The sequence below is a fragment of the Nonomuraea sp. NPDC049750 genome, from assembly GCF_040659625.1.
Taxonomy (GTDB): Bacteria; Actinomycetota; Actinomycetes; order Streptosporangiales; family Streptosporangiaceae; genus Nonomuraea.
Genome location: NZ_JBFANB010000008.1, coordinates 121,843 through 143,736 on the forward strand (window position 1 = coordinate 121,843; position 21,894 = coordinate 143,736).

Annotated in this window: 19 protein-coding genes; 9 read left to right on the forward strand and 10 right to left on the reverse strand. The window is 69.3% G+C overall.

Going from position 1 to position 21,894, the window contains the following annotated elements:
- Positions 1-3: 3 nt before the first annotated feature.
- From AB0J16_RS22650 to AB0J16_RS22665, 4 genes are all read left to right on the forward strand, one after another.
- Positions 4-1,410 (forward strand): M20 family metallopeptidase, encoded by a 1,407-nt coding sequence (locus AB0J16_RS22650; RefSeq protein WP_358542542.1) that lies wholly within the window; start codon positions 4-6, stop codon positions 1,408-1,410.
- A gap of 36 nt (positions 1,411-1,446) precedes the next feature.
- A complete protein-coding gene (locus AB0J16_RS22655) occupies positions 1,447-2,760 on the forward strand; it encodes an MFS transporter (protein WP_358542545.1) in 1,314 nt (437 codons plus the stop codon).
- A gap of 208 nt (positions 2,761-2,968) precedes the next feature.
- Positions 2,969-3,190: a hypothetical protein gene (locus AB0J16_RS22660; RefSeq protein ID WP_358542548.1), complete on the forward strand. Its 222-nt coding sequence runs from the start codon at positions 2,969-2,971 to the stop codon at positions 3,188-3,190.
- A 576-nt stretch (positions 3,191-3,766) separates the two neighbouring features.
- Complete coding sequence (locus AB0J16_RS22665) at positions 3,767-5,110, forward strand: discoidin domain-containing protein (protein WP_358542551.1); 1,344 nt, start codon at positions 3,767-3,769, stop codon at positions 5,108-5,110.
- A 53-nt stretch (positions 5,111-5,163) separates the two neighbouring features.
- Here the strand turns inward: AB0J16_RS22665 and AB0J16_RS22670 are convergent, their stop codons facing one another.
- Entirely contained in the window at positions 5,164-5,913 is a 750-nt protein-coding gene (locus tag AB0J16_RS22670; protein WP_358542554.1) for a hypothetical protein, read from the reverse strand.
- Between the two features lie 294 nt (positions 5,914-6,207).
- Here AB0J16_RS22670 and AB0J16_RS22675 point away from each other — a divergent pair, with 294 nt between their 5' ends.
- A complete protein-coding gene (locus AB0J16_RS22675; protein WP_358542557.1) occupies positions 6,208-7,017 on the forward strand; it encodes an IclR family transcriptional regulator in 810 nt (269 codons plus the stop codon).
- A gap of 15 nt (positions 7,018-7,032) precedes the next feature.
- On the opposite strand, the gene AB0J16_RS22680 is transcribed toward AB0J16_RS22675, so the two are convergent.
- Together AB0J16_RS22680 and AB0J16_RS22685 are read right to left on the reverse strand one after the other, a co-directional pair.
- The gene (locus AB0J16_RS22680; protein WP_358542560.1) at positions 7,033-7,638 is read right to left on the reverse strand and encodes a PepSY domain-containing protein; all 606 of its coding nucleotides are present in this window, start codon (positions 7,636-7,638) and stop codon (positions 7,033-7,035) included.
- 63 nt (positions 7,639-7,701) lie between these two features.
- Positions 7,702-8,592 (reverse strand): NAD-dependent epimerase/dehydratase family protein, encoded by an 891-nt coding sequence (locus AB0J16_RS22685; RefSeq protein WP_358542563.1) that lies wholly within the window; start codon positions 8,590-8,592, stop codon positions 7,702-7,704.
- Between the two features lie 71 nt (positions 8,593-8,663).
- Between AB0J16_RS22685 and AB0J16_RS22690 the strand changes: the two genes are divergently transcribed.
- Positions 8,664-9,590: a helix-turn-helix domain-containing protein gene (locus AB0J16_RS22690; protein ID WP_358182391.1), complete on the forward strand. Its 927-nt coding sequence runs from the start codon at positions 8,664-8,666 to the stop codon at positions 9,588-9,590.
- Here the strand turns inward: AB0J16_RS22690 and AB0J16_RS22695 are convergent.
- The 4 genes from AB0J16_RS22695 to AB0J16_RS22710 all read right to left on the reverse strand — a co-directional run bounded on the left by AB0J16_RS22695 (position 9,574) and on the right by AB0J16_RS22710 (position 16,291).
- Positions 9,574-13,056, reverse strand: a complete 3,483-nt coding sequence (locus tag AB0J16_RS22695; RefSeq protein WP_358542566.1) for a CHAT domain-containing protein — start codon at positions 13,054-13,056, stop codon at positions 9,574-9,576. The genes AB0J16_RS22690 and AB0J16_RS22695 overlap by 17 nt on opposite strands.
- A 5-nt stretch (positions 13,057-13,061) precedes the next feature.
- Positions 13,062-13,658 carry a hypothetical protein gene (locus AB0J16_RS22700; protein WP_357953377.1) on the reverse strand — a complete coding sequence of 199 codons (597 nt, stop codon included), beginning with the start codon at positions 13,656-13,658 and terminating at the stop codon, positions 13,062-13,064.
- Between the two features lie 11 nt (positions 13,659-13,669).
- Positions 13,670-14,032, reverse strand: coding sequence for a hypothetical protein (locus AB0J16_RS22705; protein ID WP_358542568.1), 363 nt, complete (start codon positions 14,030-14,032; stop codon positions 13,670-13,672).
- Positions 14,033-14,095: 63 nt separating this feature from the next.
- A complete protein-coding gene (locus AB0J16_RS22710) occupies positions 14,096-16,291 on the reverse strand; it encodes a hypothetical protein (protein ID WP_358542571.1) in 2,196 nt (731 codons plus the stop codon).
- A 319-nt stretch (positions 16,292-16,610) separates the two neighbouring features.
- Between AB0J16_RS22710 and AB0J16_RS22715 the strand changes: the two genes are divergently transcribed.
- Entirely contained in the window at positions 16,611-17,033 is a 423-nt protein-coding gene (locus AB0J16_RS22715; RefSeq protein ID WP_358542574.1) for a hypothetical protein, read from the forward strand.
- 62 nt (positions 17,034-17,095) lie between these two features.
- On the opposite strand, the gene AB0J16_RS22720 is transcribed toward AB0J16_RS22715, so the two are convergent.
- Positions 17,096-17,539, reverse strand: coding sequence for a MarR family transcriptional regulator (locus tag AB0J16_RS22720; protein ID WP_358542577.1), 444 nt, complete (start codon positions 17,537-17,539; stop codon positions 17,096-17,098).
- Positions 17,540-17,561: 22 nt separating this feature from the next.
- Between AB0J16_RS22720 and AB0J16_RS22725 the strand changes: the two genes are divergently transcribed.
- Together AB0J16_RS22725 and AB0J16_RS22730 are read left to right on the forward strand one after the other, a co-directional pair.
- Entirely contained in the window at positions 17,562-18,272 is a 711-nt protein-coding gene (locus AB0J16_RS22725; protein WP_358542580.1) for a DUF998 domain-containing protein, read from the forward strand.
- Positions 18,273-18,561: 289 nt separating this feature from the next.
- Positions 18,562-18,933: a DUF4345 family protein gene (locus tag AB0J16_RS22730; RefSeq protein ID WP_358542582.1), complete on the forward strand. Its 372-nt coding sequence runs from the start codon at positions 18,562-18,564 to the stop codon at positions 18,931-18,933.
- 9 nt (positions 18,934-18,942) lie between these two features.
- Here AB0J16_RS22730 and AB0J16_RS22735 read toward each other — a convergent pair whose 3' ends face one another.
- Positions 18,943-19,686, reverse strand: a complete 744-nt coding sequence (locus tag AB0J16_RS22735) for a helix-turn-helix domain-containing protein (protein ID WP_358542585.1) — start codon at positions 19,684-19,686, stop codon at positions 18,943-18,945.
- 434 nt (positions 19,687-20,120) lie between these two features.
- Positions 20,121-21,698, reverse strand: coding sequence for a Na+/H+ antiporter (locus AB0J16_RS22740; protein WP_358542588.1), 1,578 nt, complete (start codon positions 21,696-21,698; stop codon positions 20,121-20,123).
- Positions 21,699-21,894: the final 196 nt, after the last annotated feature.

A 21,894-nucleotide genomic window follows, 5' to 3' on the forward strand; every position in this document is an offset into this window, starting at 1 on the left:
GTTGTGATCCCTGCGAACCTCATCGAACAGGCGGAGGAGTACGTCGACTCAGGCGCCTTCTTCGCCGACCTAGCCGCGATGGTCGCCTATCCCACCGTGAGCACCAAACCCGAGAGTCGTGTTGCTGTTAGGGCATACCTCGACGAGATCCTTACACCCGCGCTGGCCGACCTCGGGTGCTCCGTGACCGAGTACCCCAACCCCTGCGCCGACGACGGCCCGTTCCTGGTAGGCACCCGGGTCGAGTCTCCTTCGCTGCCGACGCTCCTCTGCTACGGCCACGCCGATGTGGTGGACGGCCACGCTGGCCGGTGGAGCGGCGGCCGTGACCCGTGGACGCTGACCGCCGACGGCGACCGCTGGTTCGGCCGCGGGTCGGCCGACAACAAGGGGCAGCACCTGATCAACCTCGCGGCGCTGCGGCTGCTGCTCGCCCAGCAGGGGTCGCTCGGGTTCAACCTGATCTTTCTGTTCGAGACCGGCGAGGAGATCGGCTCGCCCGGGCTGGCCGAGTTCGCCGCCACGCACCGCGAGGCGCTGCGGGCGGATGTGCTGATCGCCTCGGACGGCCCGCGCCTGGACGCGGCGACGCCGACGCTGTTTCTCGGGTCGCGCGGGGGTGTCCAAATCCTCTTCGACGTCGACCTGCGTCCCGGCTCGTATCACTCCGGCAACTGGGGCGGCGTCATCCGCAACCCCGCCACCACCCTCGCCGGCGCGATCGCGAGTTGCGTCAACGGGCACGGGCGCATCCAAGTGCCCGCTCTGCTGCCGCCGGAGCTCCCGGACGCGGTCCGCGAGGCGCTGGCCGGCGTCACCGTCGCGAACAGCCCCGGCGACCCGCCTCCCGACGAAGGCTGGGGTGACACCGGACTGACCGCCGCCGAGCGGCTGTACGGCTGGAACACAGTGGAGGTCCTGTCGCTCGGGTCGGCCGACATCGACAACCCCGTCAACGCGATCCCCGGCCGGGCCCGCGCGATCCTGCAGCTGCGGTACGTGGCCGGGACCGATGTGAGCGGGGTGGAGAAGGCCATCACCGAGCATCTCGCCGCCCACGGTTACCCGATGGTCGACGTCAGCATCCTGGGCGACTTCCCCGCCAGCCGTACGGCACTCGACGACCCGTGGGTGCGGTGGGCCAAGAGATCGCTGGAGCAGGCCGGCGGCAAGCCCGTCGCCGTGCTGCCGAACATCGGCGGCTCCCTGCCCAACTTCGTCTTCACCAACGCCCTCGGCCTGCCGACCCTGTGGCTGCCGCACTCGTACCCGGGCTGCCTGCAGCACGCGCCCGACGAGCACATGCTGGCCGCGATCGCCCGTGAGGGCGTCGTACTGGCCGCCACGCTGTTCCACGCTCTCGGCAACCCCACGGCCGACCACCCTCTCCCAGCCCGCCGCCAGGCCTGACGAGCGTCAGCCCGCGCACCCACCGGAAGGACCCCGATGGCCGTCGCCTCGACCGATTCACCTCAACCCGCGAACCGCCCGGCGGCACCCGCGAGGCGTGGATCATCCCCCAGACGAGCGATCGCCGCGGCGACCGTCGGTAACGCGCTCGAGTGGTTCGACCTCGCCGTCTACGCGATGATGGCGGCCTACATCGGGAAGGTGTTCTTCCCCGACGACGCCCCGGGCGTCCAGCTGGTGCAGGCCTATGCGGTGTTCGGCGTGACGTACCTGATCCGTCCCCTCGGAGGGCTGTTCATCGGCGCGTACGCCGACCGGCACGGGCGCAAGAAGGCCCTGATGCTGACCATCTGGATGATGGTCCTCGGCACTCTCCTGATCGCGGTCTTGCCCGGCTACGCGACGCTCGGGTTCGTCGCGCCACTGGGGATCGTGGTCGCGCGACTGATCCAGGGATTCGCGGCCGGCGGCGAGTTCGGTGCCGCCACCTCGTTCCTGGTCGAGCAGGACGACAGCCGCAAGGGCTTCCTCGGCAGCTTCCAGTTCGCCAGCCAGGGGCTCTCGACCTTGATGGCCGCCGGGTTCGCCGCGGGTCTGACCGCGGTGCTGTCCAATGAGCAGATGACAGCCTGGGGCTGGCGGGTGCCGTTCGTATTCGGCCTGCTGGTCGGCCCGGTCGGTCTCTACATCCGCAGGTACATCGAGGAGTCACCCGCGATCACGCTGCCGGAGAGGGCGGAGAAGAGACCTTCGCCGATCCGGTCGGTGTTCCGCCATCACTGGGGCGGCCTGCTGATCGCCGGTGGCGCGCTGGTGATCTCGACCGCGCTCAATTTCATCCTGCAGTACATGCCGACTTTCGGAATCGAAGAGCTGGGCCTGAACGATTCGCTGTCGTTCGTCTCGCTGCTCATCACCGGTGTCATCCTGACCGTCGCGACTCCGGTCGTCGGCCTGCTGGCCGACCGGTTCGGCCGGTTGAAGATCATGATCCCGGCCGCGGTGCTGATCGGCGCGAGCGTCGTCCCGCTGTTCGTCTGGCTCACCGCGGCGCCGTCGTTCCTCACCCTGACGCTCTGCATGACAATCCTCGGCCTGCTGAAGGCCGCCTACTTCGGCGCGCTGCCGTCGGTGATGGCCGACGCGTTCCCGGTGGACGCCCGCGCGACCGGCCTGTCCTTCAGCTACAACACGGCGGTCGCGGCGTTCGGTGGCTTCACTCCCACGATCGCCGCGGCGCTGATCTCGGGAACCGGGTCGCAGGTGTCGCCCGGGTACTACCTCCTGGCCGTCTCCTTCCTGAGTATCGCTGCACTGGCGTGCGGGTACCGGACCCGCGGTATCCGCTGAGGCGGGTCTCCTGCCACGGGTCGCGGCTTTCGCAGACCTACGACCGCGGCTCGCGGCCATGGCTTGGCGCGGTGCTCGGCGACGAAGCGGTTCGCCGCACTCGGGTCTGTGGTGGTCTCCGACCGGCTCAAGCCGGTGGACATTCCTTCCGACCGGCCGTGGCGTCGGACACCCCTGGGGCGCCCTCAACGCGGAAGGGACCCGACCGATGATGTCTCAACTCACGGTGGCTGGCCTCGCCATCGCCGCCGTGCTCACCGTCCTGGTCGGAGTCTACCTCTTCGCCACCGACCAGGCCCGCCGCTCCCGCGCCTGGCGCCTGCTGTTGCCTCTCGAGCCGCGCAACAGCCCGCACCTTCACATCTCAGCGACCATTCTCAGCGATCATGAGGCCCCCTGCATCCTGTTGGAGGGTATCCGGGGGCCGTAGGCCCTGGCCCGCTGGCAGCAAGCTCGCGACCCCGCCGCCCGCAGGCGCTGACGCCCGGCTGGCCGACGGTGCGGCCAGCTCACCGAGATCGCGAGAAGGGTGAGCAGGCGCCAGGAGCAGTCGTGCCGGTCGAACCGCACTGCGGGCCCTGGGGCTACGTGGTGATCCATCCATTGCCTCTCAGGCACGCTGCTCGGGCCCGTACGAGCCGCTCAGGGGCGGGGAGTGCTGTCGCCGGCCGCCGGTGGCGACTGGGCGAGGCCCGCCAGCGCCAGGAGGGCGGCGGCCGCCATGGCGGGCCTCTTCCATCGTCTGGAAGAAGTTCGCCGAGGTCTCCCGCCAAGGCGGAGAGAAACGTCTTTATCTTCCGTTCAGCGGTTAGAGCGCTTCCCCGGCCGTAGATCGCCGCATATGGTCCAGACGCGCCGCATCAGCTCGCCATTCATCGCGATGGATGTGCTCCAAGAACAGCCCCACCCCCGGCTCCGCTCAGAGCCGCGTTCCTTTCCTGCCTCGTGTCCTGTCCTCGTGGCGGCGGAGCCATGCCCGCTGCCTTCGTTCCGGAGAGGTAAGACCATGAGATTCCCCCTCAATCCAGCCGGCGGGCGACCGCTGGGCCGCGCCTCCTGGTCGGCGGCGTGCGTCGCGGTGATCGTCGCCCTGGCGACCGCGCTCGCTGGTGGCGCCGTCACGGCCCGGGCCGCCGCCACCGCTCAGGTCGCCGCCGCCGAGCTGCTGTCGCAGGGCAAACCGGCTACCGCGTCATCCACCGAGAAGGCCACCACGCCGGCCTCGGCGGCAGTGGACGGCAATGCCGCCACCCGCTGGGCCAGCGCCTTCAGCGACCCCCAAGGGTTACGGGTCGACCTCGGTGCCACCGCCACCATCACCCAGGTCGTGCTGAACTGGGAGGCCGCCTACGGCCGGGCCTTCCAGATCCAGACCTCCGCCGACGGTTCGGCCTGGACCACCGTCTACACGACCACCAGCGGCACGGGCGGGGTGCAATCTCTCACTGTGGCCGGTAGCGGCCGGTACGTACGGCTGCTCGGAACGGCGCGGGGGACCGCCTATGGCTACTCCCTGTGGGAGTTCCAGGTCTACGGCACATCGGGCGGCACCACGCCGCCGGGGGGTGGCATCCCCGATCCGACGATCCAGTCGCTGGAGGCGACCAACGGACCGTTGGCCACCGCGACGTACACGGTTCCGAACCCCAGCGGCTACAAGGCCGGCACCGTCACGTACCCGACGGCCAGTGGCTCGTATCCGGGCATCGTCCTGATGCCGGGCTACCAGGGCACGCAGGCGAACCTGAGCTGGCTCGGCCCTCGCCTGGCGTCCTGGGGCTTCGTGGTCATCAACGTCGACACCAACACCCTGAGCGACACCCCCGACCAGCGCGGCACGGAGATCAGGGCCGCCGGCACCCAGCTGCTCAACCTCGGCAACGCCACGGGCAACCCCCTTACGGGCAAGCTGAACGGCACCCTCGGCGTGTCCGGCCACTCCATGGGCGGAGGCGGCACGATGGTGGCGCTGCGTGACGACAGCCGGTTCAAGGCGGGCGTACCCCTCGCCCCCTTCCACCAGAGCCCCAACTTCGCCGCCGTCAACAAGCCGACGTTCTTCCTGACCTGCGCGAGCGATGTGGCCGCGCCCGGCAACACCTACGCCAAGCCCTGGTACAACAGCATGACCCAGGCCGAGAAGCTGTACATCGAGGTTCCCGGCGACCACCTCTGCCCGATGACCGGCAACGGCAACAAGGCCAAGCAGGGCAAGTGGATCGTGTCGTTCTTCAGCCGCTGGCTGCGTAGCGACACCCGCTTCACGCCGTTCCTGTGCGGCACCCAGCGTGACGCCGACCGGACCAACACCTCACTGGTGACCCAGTGGATGGACACCTGCCCCTTCTGACCAGCTAGCTTTCCACGGCCGGGCATGGCGACATCGGCCGCTATGCCCGGCTGTCAGGCTCTTTGCCCAGTGGTGTGGAGGTAGCCCACGGTGGCGCAGAGCAGGAACACGCCCCAGACCAGGAAGATCGGATAGGTCCCTGCGAACCCCCAGCTCCCGTCGAGGACCATGGCACCGCCGTCGGGCGCGCACGTGCGGGTGATGCCGAACGCCAGGCATTTGGTCATCATCGCCCCGTACTGACCGACCAGCAGACCCACCACCGCCGCTGGAACGACCGCCAGGCCACGCGGTACCCGGCGCCGCCCCGCGAACGGCACCCACCCCGGGACGACTTGGCCCCATCGGCTGATCAGACCCCATGTGAGCAGGGCCCCGGCGGCCGGTCCGGCGACGAGCAAACCCCAGAACACCGCCGAACTGCCCAGCTCTGTCAAGCCGGAGCGGGAGTTCGCCGCTACACCAAACGGTATGCCCAGCCCCCACAGCAGGTGCGGAACCGAGAAGCCCAGCACCGGCACGCCGGCCGCCACCCAGGTCACCACCTTGGCCCAGAGCGCGGGACGGATCGTCCCATCGGCCCGGCGCACGGGTGGGCGTGGGGCGGTACGCATGCCGTAGCGGGTGGTGGTCAGCGCGAGCAGCAGCCCCAGCGCGGCAAGCAGTACTTGCCAGACGAGCGCGGGATCGCCGAGCTTGCCGAACGCCAGCCGCATGATCAGATTTCCCGGCGCCACCAGCGTGAGCGCGGCCGCTCCTGCCCAGCCCGCGCCCAGCAGCGCCGGCCGCGTATGTGATCTCATGGCCGCCCACGGTATGGCCCACCATCCTCTGGTGATCTCCCCCTCCTGGGCGAAAAACCTCCCCCGTGCGGGGGAATTCAGGCTGGGATCCGTCAGCGGCCGGCCGCGCGGCCGTGACCTGCGGGCGTGACAGGCGTGTTTCTAGATTGTTATGAAAGGCAACAAATTAGCCCGGAAATAGGGCTAGACCCGTCTCGCCTCCCGGGATTACGTTGCCGCAGACAACATTCAACGAAATGGTGAGGCCGGGACCCGGCGTACTCGAAGCTCGATCGACGGTCGGAGGCGCTGCCCATGACCATGACCACAGCAACGATGGCAAGCCCGTCCAGGCAACCGGATCCCGCACGGTCGGTGGCCAGCCGGGTCCTCAGTGTTCTGGACGCGTTCTCCGGCGAACGCCGCCGGCTGACCCTGTCCGACATCAGCCGGCGGACCAGGATGCCGCTGACGACGGCGCACCGCCTGGTCGGCGAGCTGGTCGCGTGGGGCGCGCTCGAACGCGACCGTAACGGCCGCTACCAGATCGGCCTGCACCTGTGGGAGGTCGCGGCATTGGCACCTCGCGGCCTGGGGCTGCGCGAGGTGGCCATGCCCTACCTCGAGGACCTCTTCGTGGCGACCCGTCAGCACGTCCAGCTCGCCGTCCTCGACGGGCTGGACGTCGTGTACATCGAGCGGATCTCCAGCCACGACGCCGTCGGCGTGCACAGCCGGGTCGGCGGACGATGGCCCGCGCACGCCACCGGTGTCGGGCTGGTGCTGCTCGCGTACGCGCCCCGGGCCTTCCAGGAGCGCTACCTGGGCAGGCCACTGGCGGCCTTCACCAACAAGACCATCGTGGACCCGGACGCCCTGCGGCGCGTACTGGCGGAGGTGCGGCGCACCGGCTTCGCCGTCAGCGACCGGCAGGTCACCCTCGACGCGGTGTCGGTGGCCGCGCCCGTGAGCGACGCGGCCGACGAGGTGGTGGCCGCGCTCTCCGTCGTCGTCCGCGCCGACGATCCGCTGCCGGGCTTGCCCATGCCCGGCGTGGTACCCCCGGTGCTGGCCGCCGCCCGCGGCATCAGCCTGCAACTCCTCCGGCATCCCGAAACACGGTAGCGGCGGAAAGTCCCCCTAGTCGTTCTTGGTCACGGTGCCGGTCTTGGCGTCGATCTTGAGCCCCTGCCAGGTGCCGTTCGGGCTGACGACATCGACATCCCAGACGAGAAGGTCGTTGTTGTACTTGTCCAGGCTCATGTGGGTGATCTTGCCGTGCGACACCGAGGACGACACCTTCTCCAGCGCGTCCTTGAAGGTCACCTTGGCGTCCTTGATCAGCCCCATGACCCTGGCCTTCTCATATTTGCCGGTGTCCTTGGACCTGGCCTCCGAGACCACCTTTCCCGAGGCGTCCACTTCCAGCAGCCGCTCGGTGCCGTCGGGTCCGGCCAGTTGGACCTCCCAGATCTTGCCGTCGTTCTCTGACTGGACCGAGAGGACATGGGAGCCCTCGGCGGAGCTCGTGGCCGCGGTGGCCGCCTTCTCGAGGCTCGCCATGTCGCCGGGTTCCAGCTGGGGACCGCCCGGCGTCGACATGGGCAGGGGGATGACGCCGCGCGCGGGCTCCGCCTTGATGGTGCCGGACTGAGTGTGGGCGCCTGCGCAGGCCCCGGCCGCGAGCAGGGCCGAGCCGGCGAAGATGGTGCCTATGATGGTCTTTGACCGGTTTCTCCCATTCATGCTGAAGACGCTGCCCGGAACTCCATAAAGGCACGCCCAGGCGCTGGGCAACACGCTCCAGCGCTAGATCACTTCGCGGAGCACGTCGTCGACCGGGGTGGCACTCACGCCGAGGATCTTCTCGGTTTCGGCGTAGTCGACGACGAACGGGTGGCCGGGCTTGGTGAGCACTTCGTGCATTTCCCCCCAGAATGGTTCGGTGTACGCGAGCAGGGTCAGGTCGCGTTCGGTCATCTCCTCCATCCGTGGTTCCGGTGCCCCCGCGAGTTCGGCGAGCCGCCCGGCCAGTTCTCGTACCGACAGGGTCGAGGTGGGCGCGTGCCACGCCCTGCCGTACGCCTGATCGTCGCGGCTCGCGGCGACCAGCGTGCGCGCGGCGTCGCCGATCGCCGTGTAACTGTGCGGCACGTCGAGCTCCTGCGGCACCAGGACGAGCCTGCCCTCCAGTACGTGCCGCTGCACCATGAGGCTGAACACCGAGAAGGCTCCGGCGCCGTAGAACTGGCCGGCCCGCACCTCGGTGACCTTCACCCCTGAGGAGGCGGCCTCCTCCCATACCCGCGCCCTGGCCCGCCCCTTGGGCCCGGCCGCGGCCAGCGGGAAGTCCGGGGTGATCGGCCCGTCCACCGGGCCGTAGGCGTAGAGATTGCCGAGCATGACGTAGGCGGGCCCGGTCCGCTGCACCGCGGTGAGCAGCGACGCCGACAGGATCGGGAACTGCTCGGGCCAGGTGTGGTACGGCGGCGCGGCGGTGGTGAACAGCGTGTCCGCCCCCTCGGTCAGCTCGGTGAGCCGATCGGTGTCGGTCGCGTCCGCGGCGACCCTGTCGATGAGCGGGTGCTCGGGCCCGCCGCCGGTGCGGCTGATCATCCGTACCCGCTCGCCGTCCCCGGCCAGCAGCAGAGCGGTCTTCGACGCGGTAGCCCCACGACCCACGATCACATGAAATGTCATGACCACTACGGTGCCGACCCGCGGCCTCCTGGCATAGTGGCCGGAATGCCAACTATCCGGAGGATCTGGCCATGCACCGCGTCGCCGCAGTCGTCGTGCCTCCCGTGCTGAGTTTCGACATCTCGATCCCTTTCATGGTCTTCAACAGCGTCCCGCACTATGACGTGCGCGTCTGTACGGCGCGGCCCGGCCCGCTGCCGACCGTTGGGGGTCCCGATGTCGTAGTGGCGGACGGTCTGGACGCGCTGGACGGCGCGGACACGGTGCTCGCCGTCGGCAGCGGCGGCGAGCAGGCACCCCCGGAGGTTCTCGACGCCTTGAGGAGAGCCGCGGCCGGCGGCGCCCGGATCGCCTCGCTGTGCACGGGCGCGTTCGTGCTGGCCCAGGCCGGCCTGCTGGATGGGCGCCGCGCCACCACGCACTGGGGGCTGGCCGACGACCTCGCCACCCGCTTCCCGTCGATCGAGGTACGGCCCGACGTCCTCTTCGTCGAGGACGGCGGCATCTTCACCTCGGCGGGCGCCGCGGCCGCCATCGACCTGTGCCTGCATCTGGTCAGGCTCGACTATGGCGCGGCGGTGGCCAACGCGGCCGCGCGGCTCGCGGTCGTCTCTCCCGTACGGCCAGGCGGCCAGTCCCAGTTCATCGAGACACCGCTGCCTCCCGAGCGCGGCACCTCGCTCGCTCCCACCCGGGCCTGGGCGCTGGAGCACCTCGATCGCCCGCTCACCCTGGCCGACCTGGCCGGACACGCCAAGATCAGCGTGCGTACGCTGACCAGGCGCTTCCACGCGGAGACCGGGCTGAGCCCACTCCAGTGGCTGCTGCACCGGCGCGTCGACCGGGCCAGGGAGCTTCTGGAGACCACCGAACTGCCCATGGATCAGGTGGCCGGGAAGAGCGGTCTGGGCAGCGCGGACTCCCTCCGCAAGCACCTGTCGAACCGGGCCGGGCTCACTCCCACGGCCTATCGCGCGAGCTTCACCCGAAGAGGGTGAAACCGCACCAAACGGCCGGATGGTCGAAGCGGGTGTCGGAGCGGAGTACGGTGCGGGCCGTGGCGAAGGCGCGTCCGGGTGGGACGCCGCGGCTCAGCTCGGCGAGGTAGCGGGAGGTGAGCAGGGCGCCTGCTTCCAGGGTCACCGGCCACAGGGAGGCGACGACCGCCTCGACACCGGAGGCCAGCAGCGAGACGGCCAAGCCCTCGACCTCCATGTGGGAGAGGTCCTGGTCGATGTGGGCCGACCAGCAGCCCAGCAGGACGACCGTGCGCGGTTGCGTGGTGAAATCGTGCAGCGCGTGGGTGAGGCCGCGGCCGCGGCGGCCGTGACCCAGGAGCACGAGGGCGTCGGCCGAGCTCACCCGGTGGAGATCCGCCTGGAGGCAGATCCCGACGTCGGCTTCGTCCGAGGGCTGTTCCGAGTAGATCAGCTCGGCCAGGTCGCCGCCCGCCTCCAGCAGTTGCGCGTTCGCGCGCTCCGACCGGTCGTCCTGAACGGCGACGACGATCGCCGGAGTCGGCTCGGCCGGCCGCTGAGGCCGTCCGACCAGCGCTGTGGTCGCCACGACCCGCACCACGGTCGCTTCTCCCGCCGAAAGCAGAGCGGCCGCCGACCACGGTAGCTGGAGCGCGTAACCCTCGGTGCTGAGGTGCAGTTCGCCGAAGCGTCCGGCACCTGCCCCCAGTGCCTGCCAGAGCGTGGCGAGGCGCTCGTGGACGTCGGCGGCCGGGACGAGCCGTTCGAGGATGCCGGCGTACTCCTCCATGGTGGCGATCCGTGCCTCGCGTACCGCCTGTGCCGCCTCCTGCATCCGGTCGGAGAACCAGAGGTGGGCCTCGAAGAGCAGCTCGGGCGGGATGGCCTCCTCCGCCCACCCGCCGGCTTCGTCGGCGGTCAGGCTCCCCGCCGACGAAGCCGGCGGGTCGGCGGGGAGCCCGACCGCCATCCACCGGCCCTCGACGCGAACCGTGTGGGGATGCAGGCCGACGCAGATGACAGCGTGCCCGTCCGGCAGCGTGGCAGCGGCCGACGTGAGCGGCGAGACCAGCCACTGGGTAGGCTCCGTCCCGGTCAGGACGATGCCCCGCTGCCGGAGCTCCCGCGCGCGATGCCGTTCGAGCGCGTCGCCCGCTAGGAGGGCGTCCTGGAAGTCTCCACCGGCCAGGTAGCGGGCGAAAAGGCAGCGCGAGAGCCGGGTGTAGGGCGGGGTCATCGTGGCCTGGGCCCAGAGCGTGAGCATCCGGTTGAGGAAGACCGAACGCCGCTTCTCGGCGCGGGGTATCAGCTCCTGGTAGAGGTCGATGGCCTGGTCGAGCTCTTCCGCGGTCTCCAGGGCCAGCGCGTAGCCGGTGAGGACCGCCTCGGTCAACCATCCGTGTGCGGTCATGGTGTTGCGGCGCCGTTCGTCCAGGATGCGGTCGAGCGCGTAGGCCACCTTGCCGGTGAGCAGCGCCGACCCCCACAGCCGGACCGACAGGTCGCCTGTCGGGCCGCCACGGGCGAAGATCTCATCCGCCCGCAGCGCCTCGATGACCGCCACCTGACAGGCCAGCGCGAAGGCGAGGGCGATGTCCGTCACCAGGCTCTGCGGCGGATCGTCTCCCGCGGCCTGGAGCGCCAATACCCCGAGCTGGTGCACGCTCCGGATCAGGCTGCCGTTGACCGTTTCCCGTGGCGCGCGGCCGCCGGCCAGGAAGCCGGCCTCCGCCTGAAGGATCGCCAGGAGCAGCCGTAGCCGGTCAGCGGGATCCTCCGCGTCGACCAGCGCCCGGACCAGCTCGTTCAGGCAGTGATTCCCGACGATCAGCGTGCCGGCCTCGGCGGGAGCGTCGGGGCTGCGGAACTCCACCACGGCCATCGACTTGGCCCCGCCCAGGTCGATGGCGCCGATCTCCCCGGTGCCCAGATCACAGACGATCTCCAGTCCGGGGTTCACAGCGGAGGCCAGGGCGCCGAACATCTCCGCGAGCAGCGCGCGGGGCATCCTGTGCCCGATCTCCTCCGTGTCCAGCAGGTCGGCGATCTCGAACGCCTCGCCTTGGCGGCCGAACGCCACCAGGGAGACGACGAGGGCAGGGCCGACTTCGGACAGCCAGCCCCAGTCCTCGAGACTCAGATAGAGGTCGAACGCGCTGAGCTGATGGTTGAGGGCCCACTGGAACTCCCCGATCGACCTCTCCACCTCGCCGACCACGCGCTGGACATGCGCCAGCCCGGTCAGCTCGTTCAGCTCCACCCGGCCGGTGCGCTGGATGTCGGTGATCGTCGCCTCGATCGCGTCCCAGGCCATGCCGCGTCCATAGGGCCGGCCGCACTCCAAGGTCAACATCGCGGTGTAGAGCGCGCACAGCCGCCTCTGGTCGGGCCGGCAGGAACGCTCCACCAGCAGCGTCCGCTCCAATGCCTCCTCGTACCGTCCGGCCTCGTACGCGGCGACGGCCTCTTCAAGCCCGTCGGGCGGGTCGATGACGTCGGTGTCGGTCCAGGCGAAGGGCTGCCACTCTCCTCCGCCGAGGGTGCGCATGACCTGGCGTACCCCGCGGTTCTCAGGGGCGGCCGGAGACTCTTCTGCCGGCTCCCCGGCGAGCTGTTCGAGCAGGTCCGGCAGCCCGTTCAGGAGCGCGTCCCACCCGATCGCGGCCTCGCCGAAGCGCTCGGCCTCCACGGGGGTCAGAGAGATGTCCCTGTCCAGGAGGACGCCGACGGCCCGCTCCGCCCCGATGAGCTCGCCGATATCGTCGATCTCGCCCGTGATGACCTGCCTGGCCTCGGCGAGCGCGGTGTGGAACCACTCCAGCGCGGACGGCGGCAGTCTCTTCACCTTCGACCCGGGGGACAACGTCTCATCGTCCGGGTCGAGCGCGCCGTCGAGCACCTCACGGACGCTCCGCGCCTCGTCCCCGCACCAGAGCTCGGCGCGTCCGAGCAGCTCGGCGGAGCGTTCGTAGTCGCTGATGAAGAAGATCGGGGAGGTTCGGATGTCCCGGCAGATCGCCTCGACCCTGGCCTGTCCGAAGATGCCCATCCGAGCCTCGCGCAGCCGGATCCCCTCCAGCGCGAGGGCGAACCACTCGTCGTCGAGCTCCCGGAAGTCGTTCAGCTCACGGAAGTTGCGTACGGACAGAGAGTTGACGCGCAGCGCGCCCACGTCGAACCCGCCCTGCTCCTCCAGCAGCGCGAAGATCTCCGCCCGGACCGCCGACTCCTCGCGGGAGGCGGTGAAGGTGTCGTAGACGAGAATGCTCCGGTCATCGTCGGCCCACAGCACAGGGGCGCTGAGGTCGCCCAGGTCGCCGCAGACGGCGCACTCCACCAGGTTCAGGCGGCCCTCGTCGACCAGTTCGAGCAGTTCGGGGGCGCTGTCCGGGGTCAGCACCATCCAGTAGACGACCTCGGGCAGGAGCTCTCCACAACGCGGGCAGACCAGGTCCCCGAAGGCTCCCGGCGCGTAGGGGATGGCCACCGTCGTCAGACCTGGGTGCCCGAGGCGAGGTAGACGGCCAGGGTCGTCTTCTTCTGTTCCTCGTCGAAGCCGGGATCCTGGAGGACCGTGAGGAGCCAGGCGAGCCGGGTCTTCCTCTCCTCCGGCGTGAGCAACGCGTCCAGATTGATGTCCAGCCGGACCTTGTTGCCCAGCGCCTTCAGGTCGTTGTCGTCGATCAGCCGCTGCGCCCGCTGTGCCCGGTTGGCCTTGATCTCCTCGTTGATCCTCTTGAAGACGAACTGCCGTCCCGACTCATAGAAGGTGTCCAGCCCGATGGGGATCTCGGAGTTCTGGTAGGACACGGTGGCGAACTTCAACCGGACGAAGGCCAGGTAGGTCACACCGATGCCGGCGGCGAACAGCCAGGAGTTCCAGCCCTGGAAGGCCGTCAGCGCGCGCAACCCGAAGAAGACCGCCACGGCCGTCACACTGTTGACGACGATGAACCCCCACCACCATACGGATCGGTAGACCCGGTAGCCCGACACGTCGCCGGCGATGAACGTCTGGTCCATGTCGAAGAGCGTCACCCCGCCGGCGATGGCCGCCGACAGCACGGAGAACCACGCGGAATGCTGCATCGTCTGCCGCCCTACTGGTCGGGTACGTCGTCGCCGGCGCCCAGCGCGTCGTCCAGCGCGCTGTTGAGCTCGTCCTCCGAGGTGCCGCTCGCCGCTTCCTCGGCCTCGTCGTCAAGGAGGAAGACGCCGCTCACCCGGTCGCGTGGGCTGCCTGGGGTGGCGTTCAGGCTGGTCTTGACCCCGTAGTCGGTCAGCGCGTACCGGCCCGGACCGCTCTCGACGACCAGACCCCGGCGCTGCAATGCGGGGAGCGCGTTGCGCACGTCCTCGGGCGACAGCCCTGAGTAGGCCACCAGCGCTTCGACCGAGCTGTCGCCATGGTCCCGCAGGGCCGGCAACAGCAACGACTCCACCGGCCGGACAAAGAATGGCATGGACACCTCCTGCCGTCGATTATGGCGACGCGTCTGGAGAAAATCGCTAGGGATGTGCCGTCTTCAGACGTCTTGGGCGTCTCGCGCGACGACGGCATAGGTGACGTTGTGGAAGACGTCCAGGAAGTCGTGAATCGTCAGCCTGAACCGCCCGGTGTCCTGCTCGAAGGTGAGCGCCTTGTCCAGGTCAGGCGAGTTTCGATGGTGTGGATTGCGCAGGGTGATGGTGGACGCCTGGGTGTCGAGGGTTGCCAGCACCGCGGACAGCGACGCCATGTCCCTCGGCGGGGCGCCGTGTTTCGCGTCGTAGTCAGGCTCGGGCCGATCTGCGGTGAACCGCAGATCGGCGCCGCAGATCGCGTACGCGTGGCTGGCGAAGACGTGGTGCCGTTGCCCGGGCGAGGACACCGGCGGAGCCAGTACCGCGATCAGCTTGACGACCCTGTCAGCCCAGGGAAGCTCATTCCTCAGGGGCCAGAGGGTGTCAATCACCTCCTCACAGGGGGTCCTGAATTCGTTGGCGTACTCCAAGGCCGCGCGCCTCGCCATTCGCTTGTCCTTCTGATCGTCCGTCTCGCTTCCCGGCGGGTCCGGCGGCAGCACGGACGCCAGCAGCGCGCTTATCCTGCCGCCCTGGTCGGGGAGACCGGCCTTCACCAGATCAGCCTGGTGCTCCTTGAGCTTCGGCAGCAGCTCCTGGCCGGAGTCCACCCAGGACACACCGGCGGTGGGTACGACGATGTACGGTGACTGGCCCGCGGCCTGCTTCTCCAGCATGATCAGTACGTTCAGCAGTAGAGCGGCGTGCGTGGAGGGCGCCTCGCTGGTCTGGGCCGCTCGGCGCAGCTGCTGCACGCTCACCGAGTACGCGTGGCGCAGCTGATGGCCGTACAGGCAGTCGAACAGCGACACCGAGGAGAACAGGCCCTGGCCGATCTGCTTGTAGCCGTCGTCGGGCGTCGTGTCCGGGGAGGGGGAGGCCGTCCCGTACTCGCCGTACGATGCCGCGAAGGCGGCGAACGCCCGTTCCATCAGCGGGACCCACATGACCGCCGTCACCGGGATCGCCGTCTCCGCGTAGACCTTGCCGTCGGCGGTCATGCGGCGTCTGACCACCCTCTGCCCGCAGATGGCCCTTGGCCGGGCGGATATCAGGGTGAGCGTGCCGTCTGGCTGCGCGAGGTGCGGGAAACGCGGCTCGACCACGATCCGCTGCGGCATGCGGCAGGTCCGCTCCTGGACGGTGGCCGTCCGGAAGAAGGTGACGTCGAAGGAGCTTCCGTCGGTGCTCGGCTTGACCATCCGCCTGATCTGGGCGGGATCGTGGTCGGCGATCGAGGCGAGCGTGGACAGCAGGACGCAGGTGCCCAGCTCGCCCTGGGCCACGTCGTCACCGCTCGGACCGTCCAGGGAGAACACGGTCTGGTGCTCCAGCATCAGTCGTTTCACCGGGGGGTCGGCGGGTTGGGTCGCCCCGTCGAGGTAACGGTCGCCGGCGGGATCGATGATCGTGCCGGGGACGAACGGGGTCGACAGGGAGACCATCGACTGGTCGTGGGTGGAGAACAGGTTCTGAGCGTGCGGATAGATCGGCGCGTACGTCACCGGGTACTCCTGAGAGGACCTTTCGTTCGCCGCGAGAATGCCGTCACATGCCTGCAGGGATTGGCGGACGATCGACGACAAACGGGCGCCGTCGTACGGTTCGTTGAGCATCTGGTCGAACGCGGTGGTGACCAGCTTCGGCAGGAAGTTGTACGGCCCCTTGCGGGTGTTCGCCGGCTTAAAGGCGCAGAGGCGCAAAATCGCCGGCCATGGCCCTGGCTCCTGCTCGACGGCCCAATACATGACGGCTTTCTCGGTCACCGACCGCAGGGCCAGAGGCCGCCACAGGTTGACCCGGAAATCGGTGAGGTGCGTCTCCAGTTGCTTCTTCACCATCGAGTGGTTGTCGATGGTCTCGGGCAGTCCGTCGATGGCGGCCCGCACGCGCTCGCAGTGGGCGACGAACCCGGATACGCTGGCGACCTGCTGGATCTCCTCCCGCTTTCCGGCGATGAACAACCCCGTCTCGCCGTTCTCGGCGATCACCGCCGTGGTGTCCGCCCAGCCCGGCTGCCCATCGATCTCGATCCGGACCCTTTCGCCGACGATCAGCGGCGGATCGTCGGTGAAGGCGAAGTCGGTGCCTCCGGGAAGCTCTCTGGGATTGCCCCCTTCTGGGTGGAAATGGGATTTGATCAGGAATTTGCCGCGCATGTGCCCTCTCCCCCTCCTGTGCCACCCCCGAGCCAGCGAATTGTTACACCTTCCGAAAAGCGGGTCAATAACGGCGAACGCGCGAGAGTGGGCTCTATCAGATCGCCGACCGGAGCACAATTGCCGCATAAGCCAGAGAAAAACAATTTCAGCCGCTCACTCGCGGAGACCGGCGGGGGCCCATCAGTTGGCGCGGCTCGCCGGCGGTAACGCAGCCGGGGCTGGAAGCCCGACGACCAGTTCGCCGGTGTCCTATTTTCCGCACGGTATTCCGCTGGACGCTCGCCGGAGGTGTCGCCCCTGACTACGCTGTCGGCACGTGGACCCGATCTTCCAGCTTCCGACCGATTCCCCGCTGGCCGCGGCTGTCTCCGAGGACTGGGGTCTGCTCCCGCTGCGCGTCCCAGCCGGTTGGAACGTCATCTACAACGCCCTGGAGGCTCGACGCCTGCCGGACGGAAGGGTCGAGACCAACGACTCCGAGGACCTGTATTGGGCCCGTACCGCACCATCGCCGTGGCTGACCGCGCAGGAGGTGGCCGAGAAGGGTGGCCTGCGGGCTCGGGAGATCAACATAGACGCCGGCTGGTACGGCGGCTGCGGCTTCCGCGTCGTCGTCCTCGACCCCGACTGGGACCATGAGCGGGCCTCCTACACCACTTCCGACCTCGGTGAGTTCGTCGCCAGCCTGGAGGGATGGATGCGGATGATCGCCCAGCGAGGGGAACTCCCCAAGCCGTGAGGCTCTCCGGGTTATCACGCCGACCTGAGCGGGGCCGGGGGCGCGGGCACAGCGGAGGCCGCTCATCGTCCAGGGATCTCTCTTCGCAAGATCTCCTCAAGTACGGGTAGCGCGCCGCTGAGCACCTCGCGTTCCTCGGCCGTGAGCTTGCCCATTGCGGCAGCGAGAGGTGCGGTGCGGCGTGCGTGGCCGTCGTGGATGGTGGCGCGTCCGATGGGGGTGGCCGACAGGATGGCGCTGCGGCCGTCTTGAGTCGACGCGATGCGCTGAATCATGGACAGCTTCTCGAGTTGTGACACGTTGCGCGCCATCGTCGGCCGCGCCACCTCCTCCAAGGCGGCCAGCTGGGACGGCGTGATCTCTCCCGCGTGCACGATGACCGCCAAGGCGGAGGCTTGAGCCCCGGTGAGCACCGGATTCGGATCCGCCGCCCGCAACCAGCGGACCAGTGTGGCAGCAGCCATCGTCCAGCGTTGAGCCTCGTCATGGACCTTGTGACCACTCATTTGATTAGCATAGGCTAACTATATGCCCGACGCAGCCTTAACCACCGGACCAGCCGTCCCGCGTCTCGCCGCGGCCGCCGCCCCAGCAGCGGCGGCCATGTTCCTGGGCAGTCTCGCGGTGTTCGCCTCGTTGCGCGATGACGGCTATTCGCACGCCCACAAGGCGGTCAGCGAATTGGGCGCCTCAGGGGCACCGCACGCGTTCGCGTTCAACGCACTGGGCTTCGTCGCCCCCGGATTGCTGGTGATCGCGTTCGCGACGGGGTTCGCCCCGCTGATCCGGGCCGGCGGCTCCGCGGTCGGGCCGGCGCTGCTGGCGCTGTCCGGGGCGTCTCTGGTGATCGCCGGTGTCTTTCCCGTGGACATGGCGGCACGCGACTCCGGCACGTCCCTCGCGCATCTGGCCGGCGCCACCGCCTCGGGGATCTTCTGGGCCGCCTCCCTGTTCTGGATGGGCCGGCTGTTGACGCGCCTGCCCTCCGTCGCGCGCTTGGCGCGGATCACGCCGTGGTTTGTGCTGTTCCTGGTGGCGAATCTGGCCTGGCAGGCGATGTGGCAGGCCACGGGGTGGCCGCCGCCCGGATGGGGCCAACGCATCGCCTTCGTCGGCTACTTCCTCTGGATCGCACTTACCGGCGTGATGCTGTTGCGCGGGTCAAGCCCGGCCAATGGTCGGCCGGTGCGTGGCGCAGGTCCTCCGTCTTCCCCTCACAACGGTGTCATCGGTCCGTGATCCACGTACGGATCAGGCCGCCTGGGGAAAGCGGCGCTGGTCGGCCTCGGCCTGGTCGCGGTGGTCTCCGCCATCGCCCTGCGGGTCACCGAGCACCGCCGAACGCGGCGAAAAGCGGCGAAGAGCCGTTGAACGCAGAAGCCCCGCTCGCCCGGCTGAGGTTCCTGATCTTAGGGTGCCGCCGAGGAACCCCTGCAGCCCCGACGCGGCGGGTCGGTGAAAGCCGGATGCGGTGCGCGAGCGGCAGGCTGGCCAGCAACCTGCTGTGCTGAAAAAGGGGCGTACCTTCATGTCTGCTTTCGTGATCGCCGTGGTGGCGATCTTCTTCCTCGGGATGGGCGTCTACGGACTTGTCGCGCCTGCCGCGCTGATCAGGCCGTTCCGGATCGTGGCCGACTCGGCCGAGGCGCGGACCGAGATCCGCGCTGTGTACGGCGGTTTCGGCGTGGCAGTCGGGGGCCTGTTGCTGGCAGCGGCGGCCGACGCGGGCGGGATGCGGACGGGCATGGCCGTTACCGTCGCGGTGTCCCTGCTGGGCATGGCCGTTGGACGGCTGGTGGCGCGGCTGGTCGAGCGGCCGTCGGCGTTCTATCCCTCCTGGCTGTACTTCTGGGTGGAGGCCGTTGGCGGTGGCACGCTGCTGGCCGCCATCACCTGGTGAACCGTCCCGTCACACGACGGGATCCAGGCACCGGATCGTGAGATGCCCGGAGAGCAGCGCGCTCGGGGGAAGGCCGAACATCGCGTGAAACGCGGTGCTGAAGTGGGACGGACTGGCGAAGTAGCCGTCGGCCGCGGCACGGGTGAGGTTCGCGCCCGCGGCCAGCGCACGGCCGGCCCGGTGCATCTGCGCCCACAGCCGGAACCTCCGGTACGAGGTGCCCGTACGTTCCCGGAACAGCCGCAGGAAGCGTGACTCCGACAGCCCGAGCTCGGCGGCCAGCAGCGCGGCGGGCAACGGCTCGTCCGCGCTGATCAGACGGCGCAGGGCGGCGGCGATCCGGGGGTCGGTCAACGATGCCGCCTCATGGCCGGTGACCTCGTCCGCCCAGGCGGCGATCTGCCGGTCCGGGCTGTGCGCGCGGATGGCCGCCGCCCGGACCAGAAGGTCGGCCTCGGCTTCGTGCCCGGTCATGACGCCGTGCTCACCGGCGGTGAACCTGGCCCGGCATGCCCGGTCCTCGGCCGACCCGGGGTCGAGGTAGAGGAAGACCATGCGGTCGCCGCCCGCCGTGAGCTGGTGCCTGACCCGCGGCGGGATGAGAGCGGTCCGCGCCCGCAGCTCGCCGCCGGGTGCGCTCCGTACGGTGAAGGGCGCGTCCACGCCGACGGCCACGCACGCCACCGAGCCGGAGTGCGGGCCTAGCCGCAGGGACGGCCCGGCGTACAAAGCGCGGCCCGGCCACAGCCACACAGCCGCTTCCCCGCCCGTGGCTTCCCGCGCCTGGGGTGAGGCTATACCGCGACGGGTCCGTGAAAGCGCTGACATCGACGTCTCCCGCAGGCTTACCGGAGTCGGAACGTTCCTTGGGACGATGAGGATACGGTGCGCTCGTCCACCCGTGGCCGCCGTCTTCATTCGCTACGCGAGGCGACCTGCGCCGAGACGATCGACGATTACCGACGTAAGCAAGGAAAGGCCGCCATGCCTCGCGGTTTCGCTGGCTAATGCTCCGCCCGCCATGGCCACGGACAGCCCACATGTCCGACAAGAAGTCAAACCGTGCTCGCGCCTCTCTCTAGCTCCCTGGAGCCGCGATGAACGCCACGGACGTGCAGAACTTGGAGAGACCGCTGCACTGCGGCTACCCGACGAACGAACCTGGATCTCGGCGGCGGTGCCGGTCATCAGTGCATGCTCCGGGCGTCGAGTTGTCGTAGTACCCGGGTGACCACCTCGGGGTCGGCGGTTGAGTCGCGGCGTGCGTCGATTACTGCCTGGCGGGCGGCGGACATCATTTCCGATTCGACGCGTCGGACCGTCCGTATCCGCTCGGCCCGTTTCTCGTAGGCCGCGCGCCGTTCCTCGTCGGCGGCCTCAGCGCTGATGCGCATGCCGATGTCCGTCATTCGTTTGGCGAGTAGTTCGACCACCTCTTCGGGTAGGTCCTCGGCTTCGTCGATTTCCTTGAGCCGCTTCCTGGCGGCCTTGGCGGCGCTGATGGCCAGGCGGCGTTCCAGGTCTCGTTCGGCTGCGGTGTCGGTTTTGACGCCCAGCTTGGTCACCAGCCAGGGCAGGGTCAGGCCTTGGAGGACCAGCGTGACCAGGATGACGGCGAACGCGATGAACACCAGCACGGCCCGTTCCGGGAACGGCGACCCGTCCTCCGTCTTCAGCGGGAGGGCCAGGGCGAGTGCCACCGAGGCGACGCCGCGCATGCCCGCCCACCACATCACGACCGTCTCGCGCCAGGTCAGCGGTACCTCGGAGTCGTCGTCGCCGGCCCGGCGGGTCTTCCTGGCCAACCAGGCGGCAGGTAGCAGCCAGACCAGCCGTACCACTACCACGACGGCCACCACGGCGGCGCTCCAGCCGAGCACCTCGGTCAGCCGGCCGCCGACCGTACCGAACAGGCTGTGCAGCTCCAGCCCGATCAGGCCGAACGCCACGCCCGTCACGACGATCTGCCAGAACGTCGCGGACGCGAACCTGCCGTGTACGTCGTCGGCGTCCGACATACGGTCGCTCAGGTAGAACGCGCTGGTCAGTACGGCCAGCACCCCCGAGCCGTGCCACTTGTCGGCCACCGCGTAGCTGACGAACGGCACCAGCAGCGACAGCCCCACCTGCAGCGTGGCATCGCCCAGCAGGGCCATCAACCGGCCGGCGAGCCAGCCGAGCCCGAGTCCCACCGCGACCGCCACCACCGCCGACAGCACGAACTCGCCCAGCGCGCCCGGCCACCAGAAGACGCCGGTGACCGCCGCCGTGATCGCCACCTTGTACAGCACGATCGCGGTGACGTCGTTGAACAGGCCCTCGCCCTCCAGCAGCGACACCAGCCGCCTGGGCAGCCCCAGCCGGCCCGCCACCGCCGTGGCCGCCACCGGGTCGGGCGGCGCCACCAGCGCGCCGAGCGCCGCCGCGGCCGCGATCGGCAGGCCGGGGATGAGCGCGTGCGCCGTCACCGCGACGGCCGCCGTCGTCACGAACACCAGCGCCACGGCGAGCAGGAAGATCGGTCGCCAGTTCGCCGCGAACTGGCGCCATGACGTGCGGCGTACCGCCGCGTACAGCAGGGGAGGGAGGAGGAGCGGTAGGACGATATCGGGGGGTACGTCCACGTTTGGTACGAACGGCAGCAGGGCCAGGACGATGCCGAGCAGGGTCATCAGGACGGGTGGCGGAAGCCCGAGCCGGTCGCCGAGCGGCACCGTGATCAGGGCGCCCAGCAGGATGAGCATGAGCAGCACGAACTGGTCCAAGACGCCCTCCGATGATCGTCTCAATCAGCCTAGACGGGTCGTTTGCCGACGCCACGGAGGGGCGACCCTTGGAGATGCGATCCGGGGTTACGGAGGGGCGGCCCCGGAGGTGTGATCCGGGGTTACGGAGGGGCGGCCCCGGAGGTGTGATCCGGGGTTACGGAGGGGCGGCCCCGGAGGTGTGATCCGGGGCCGC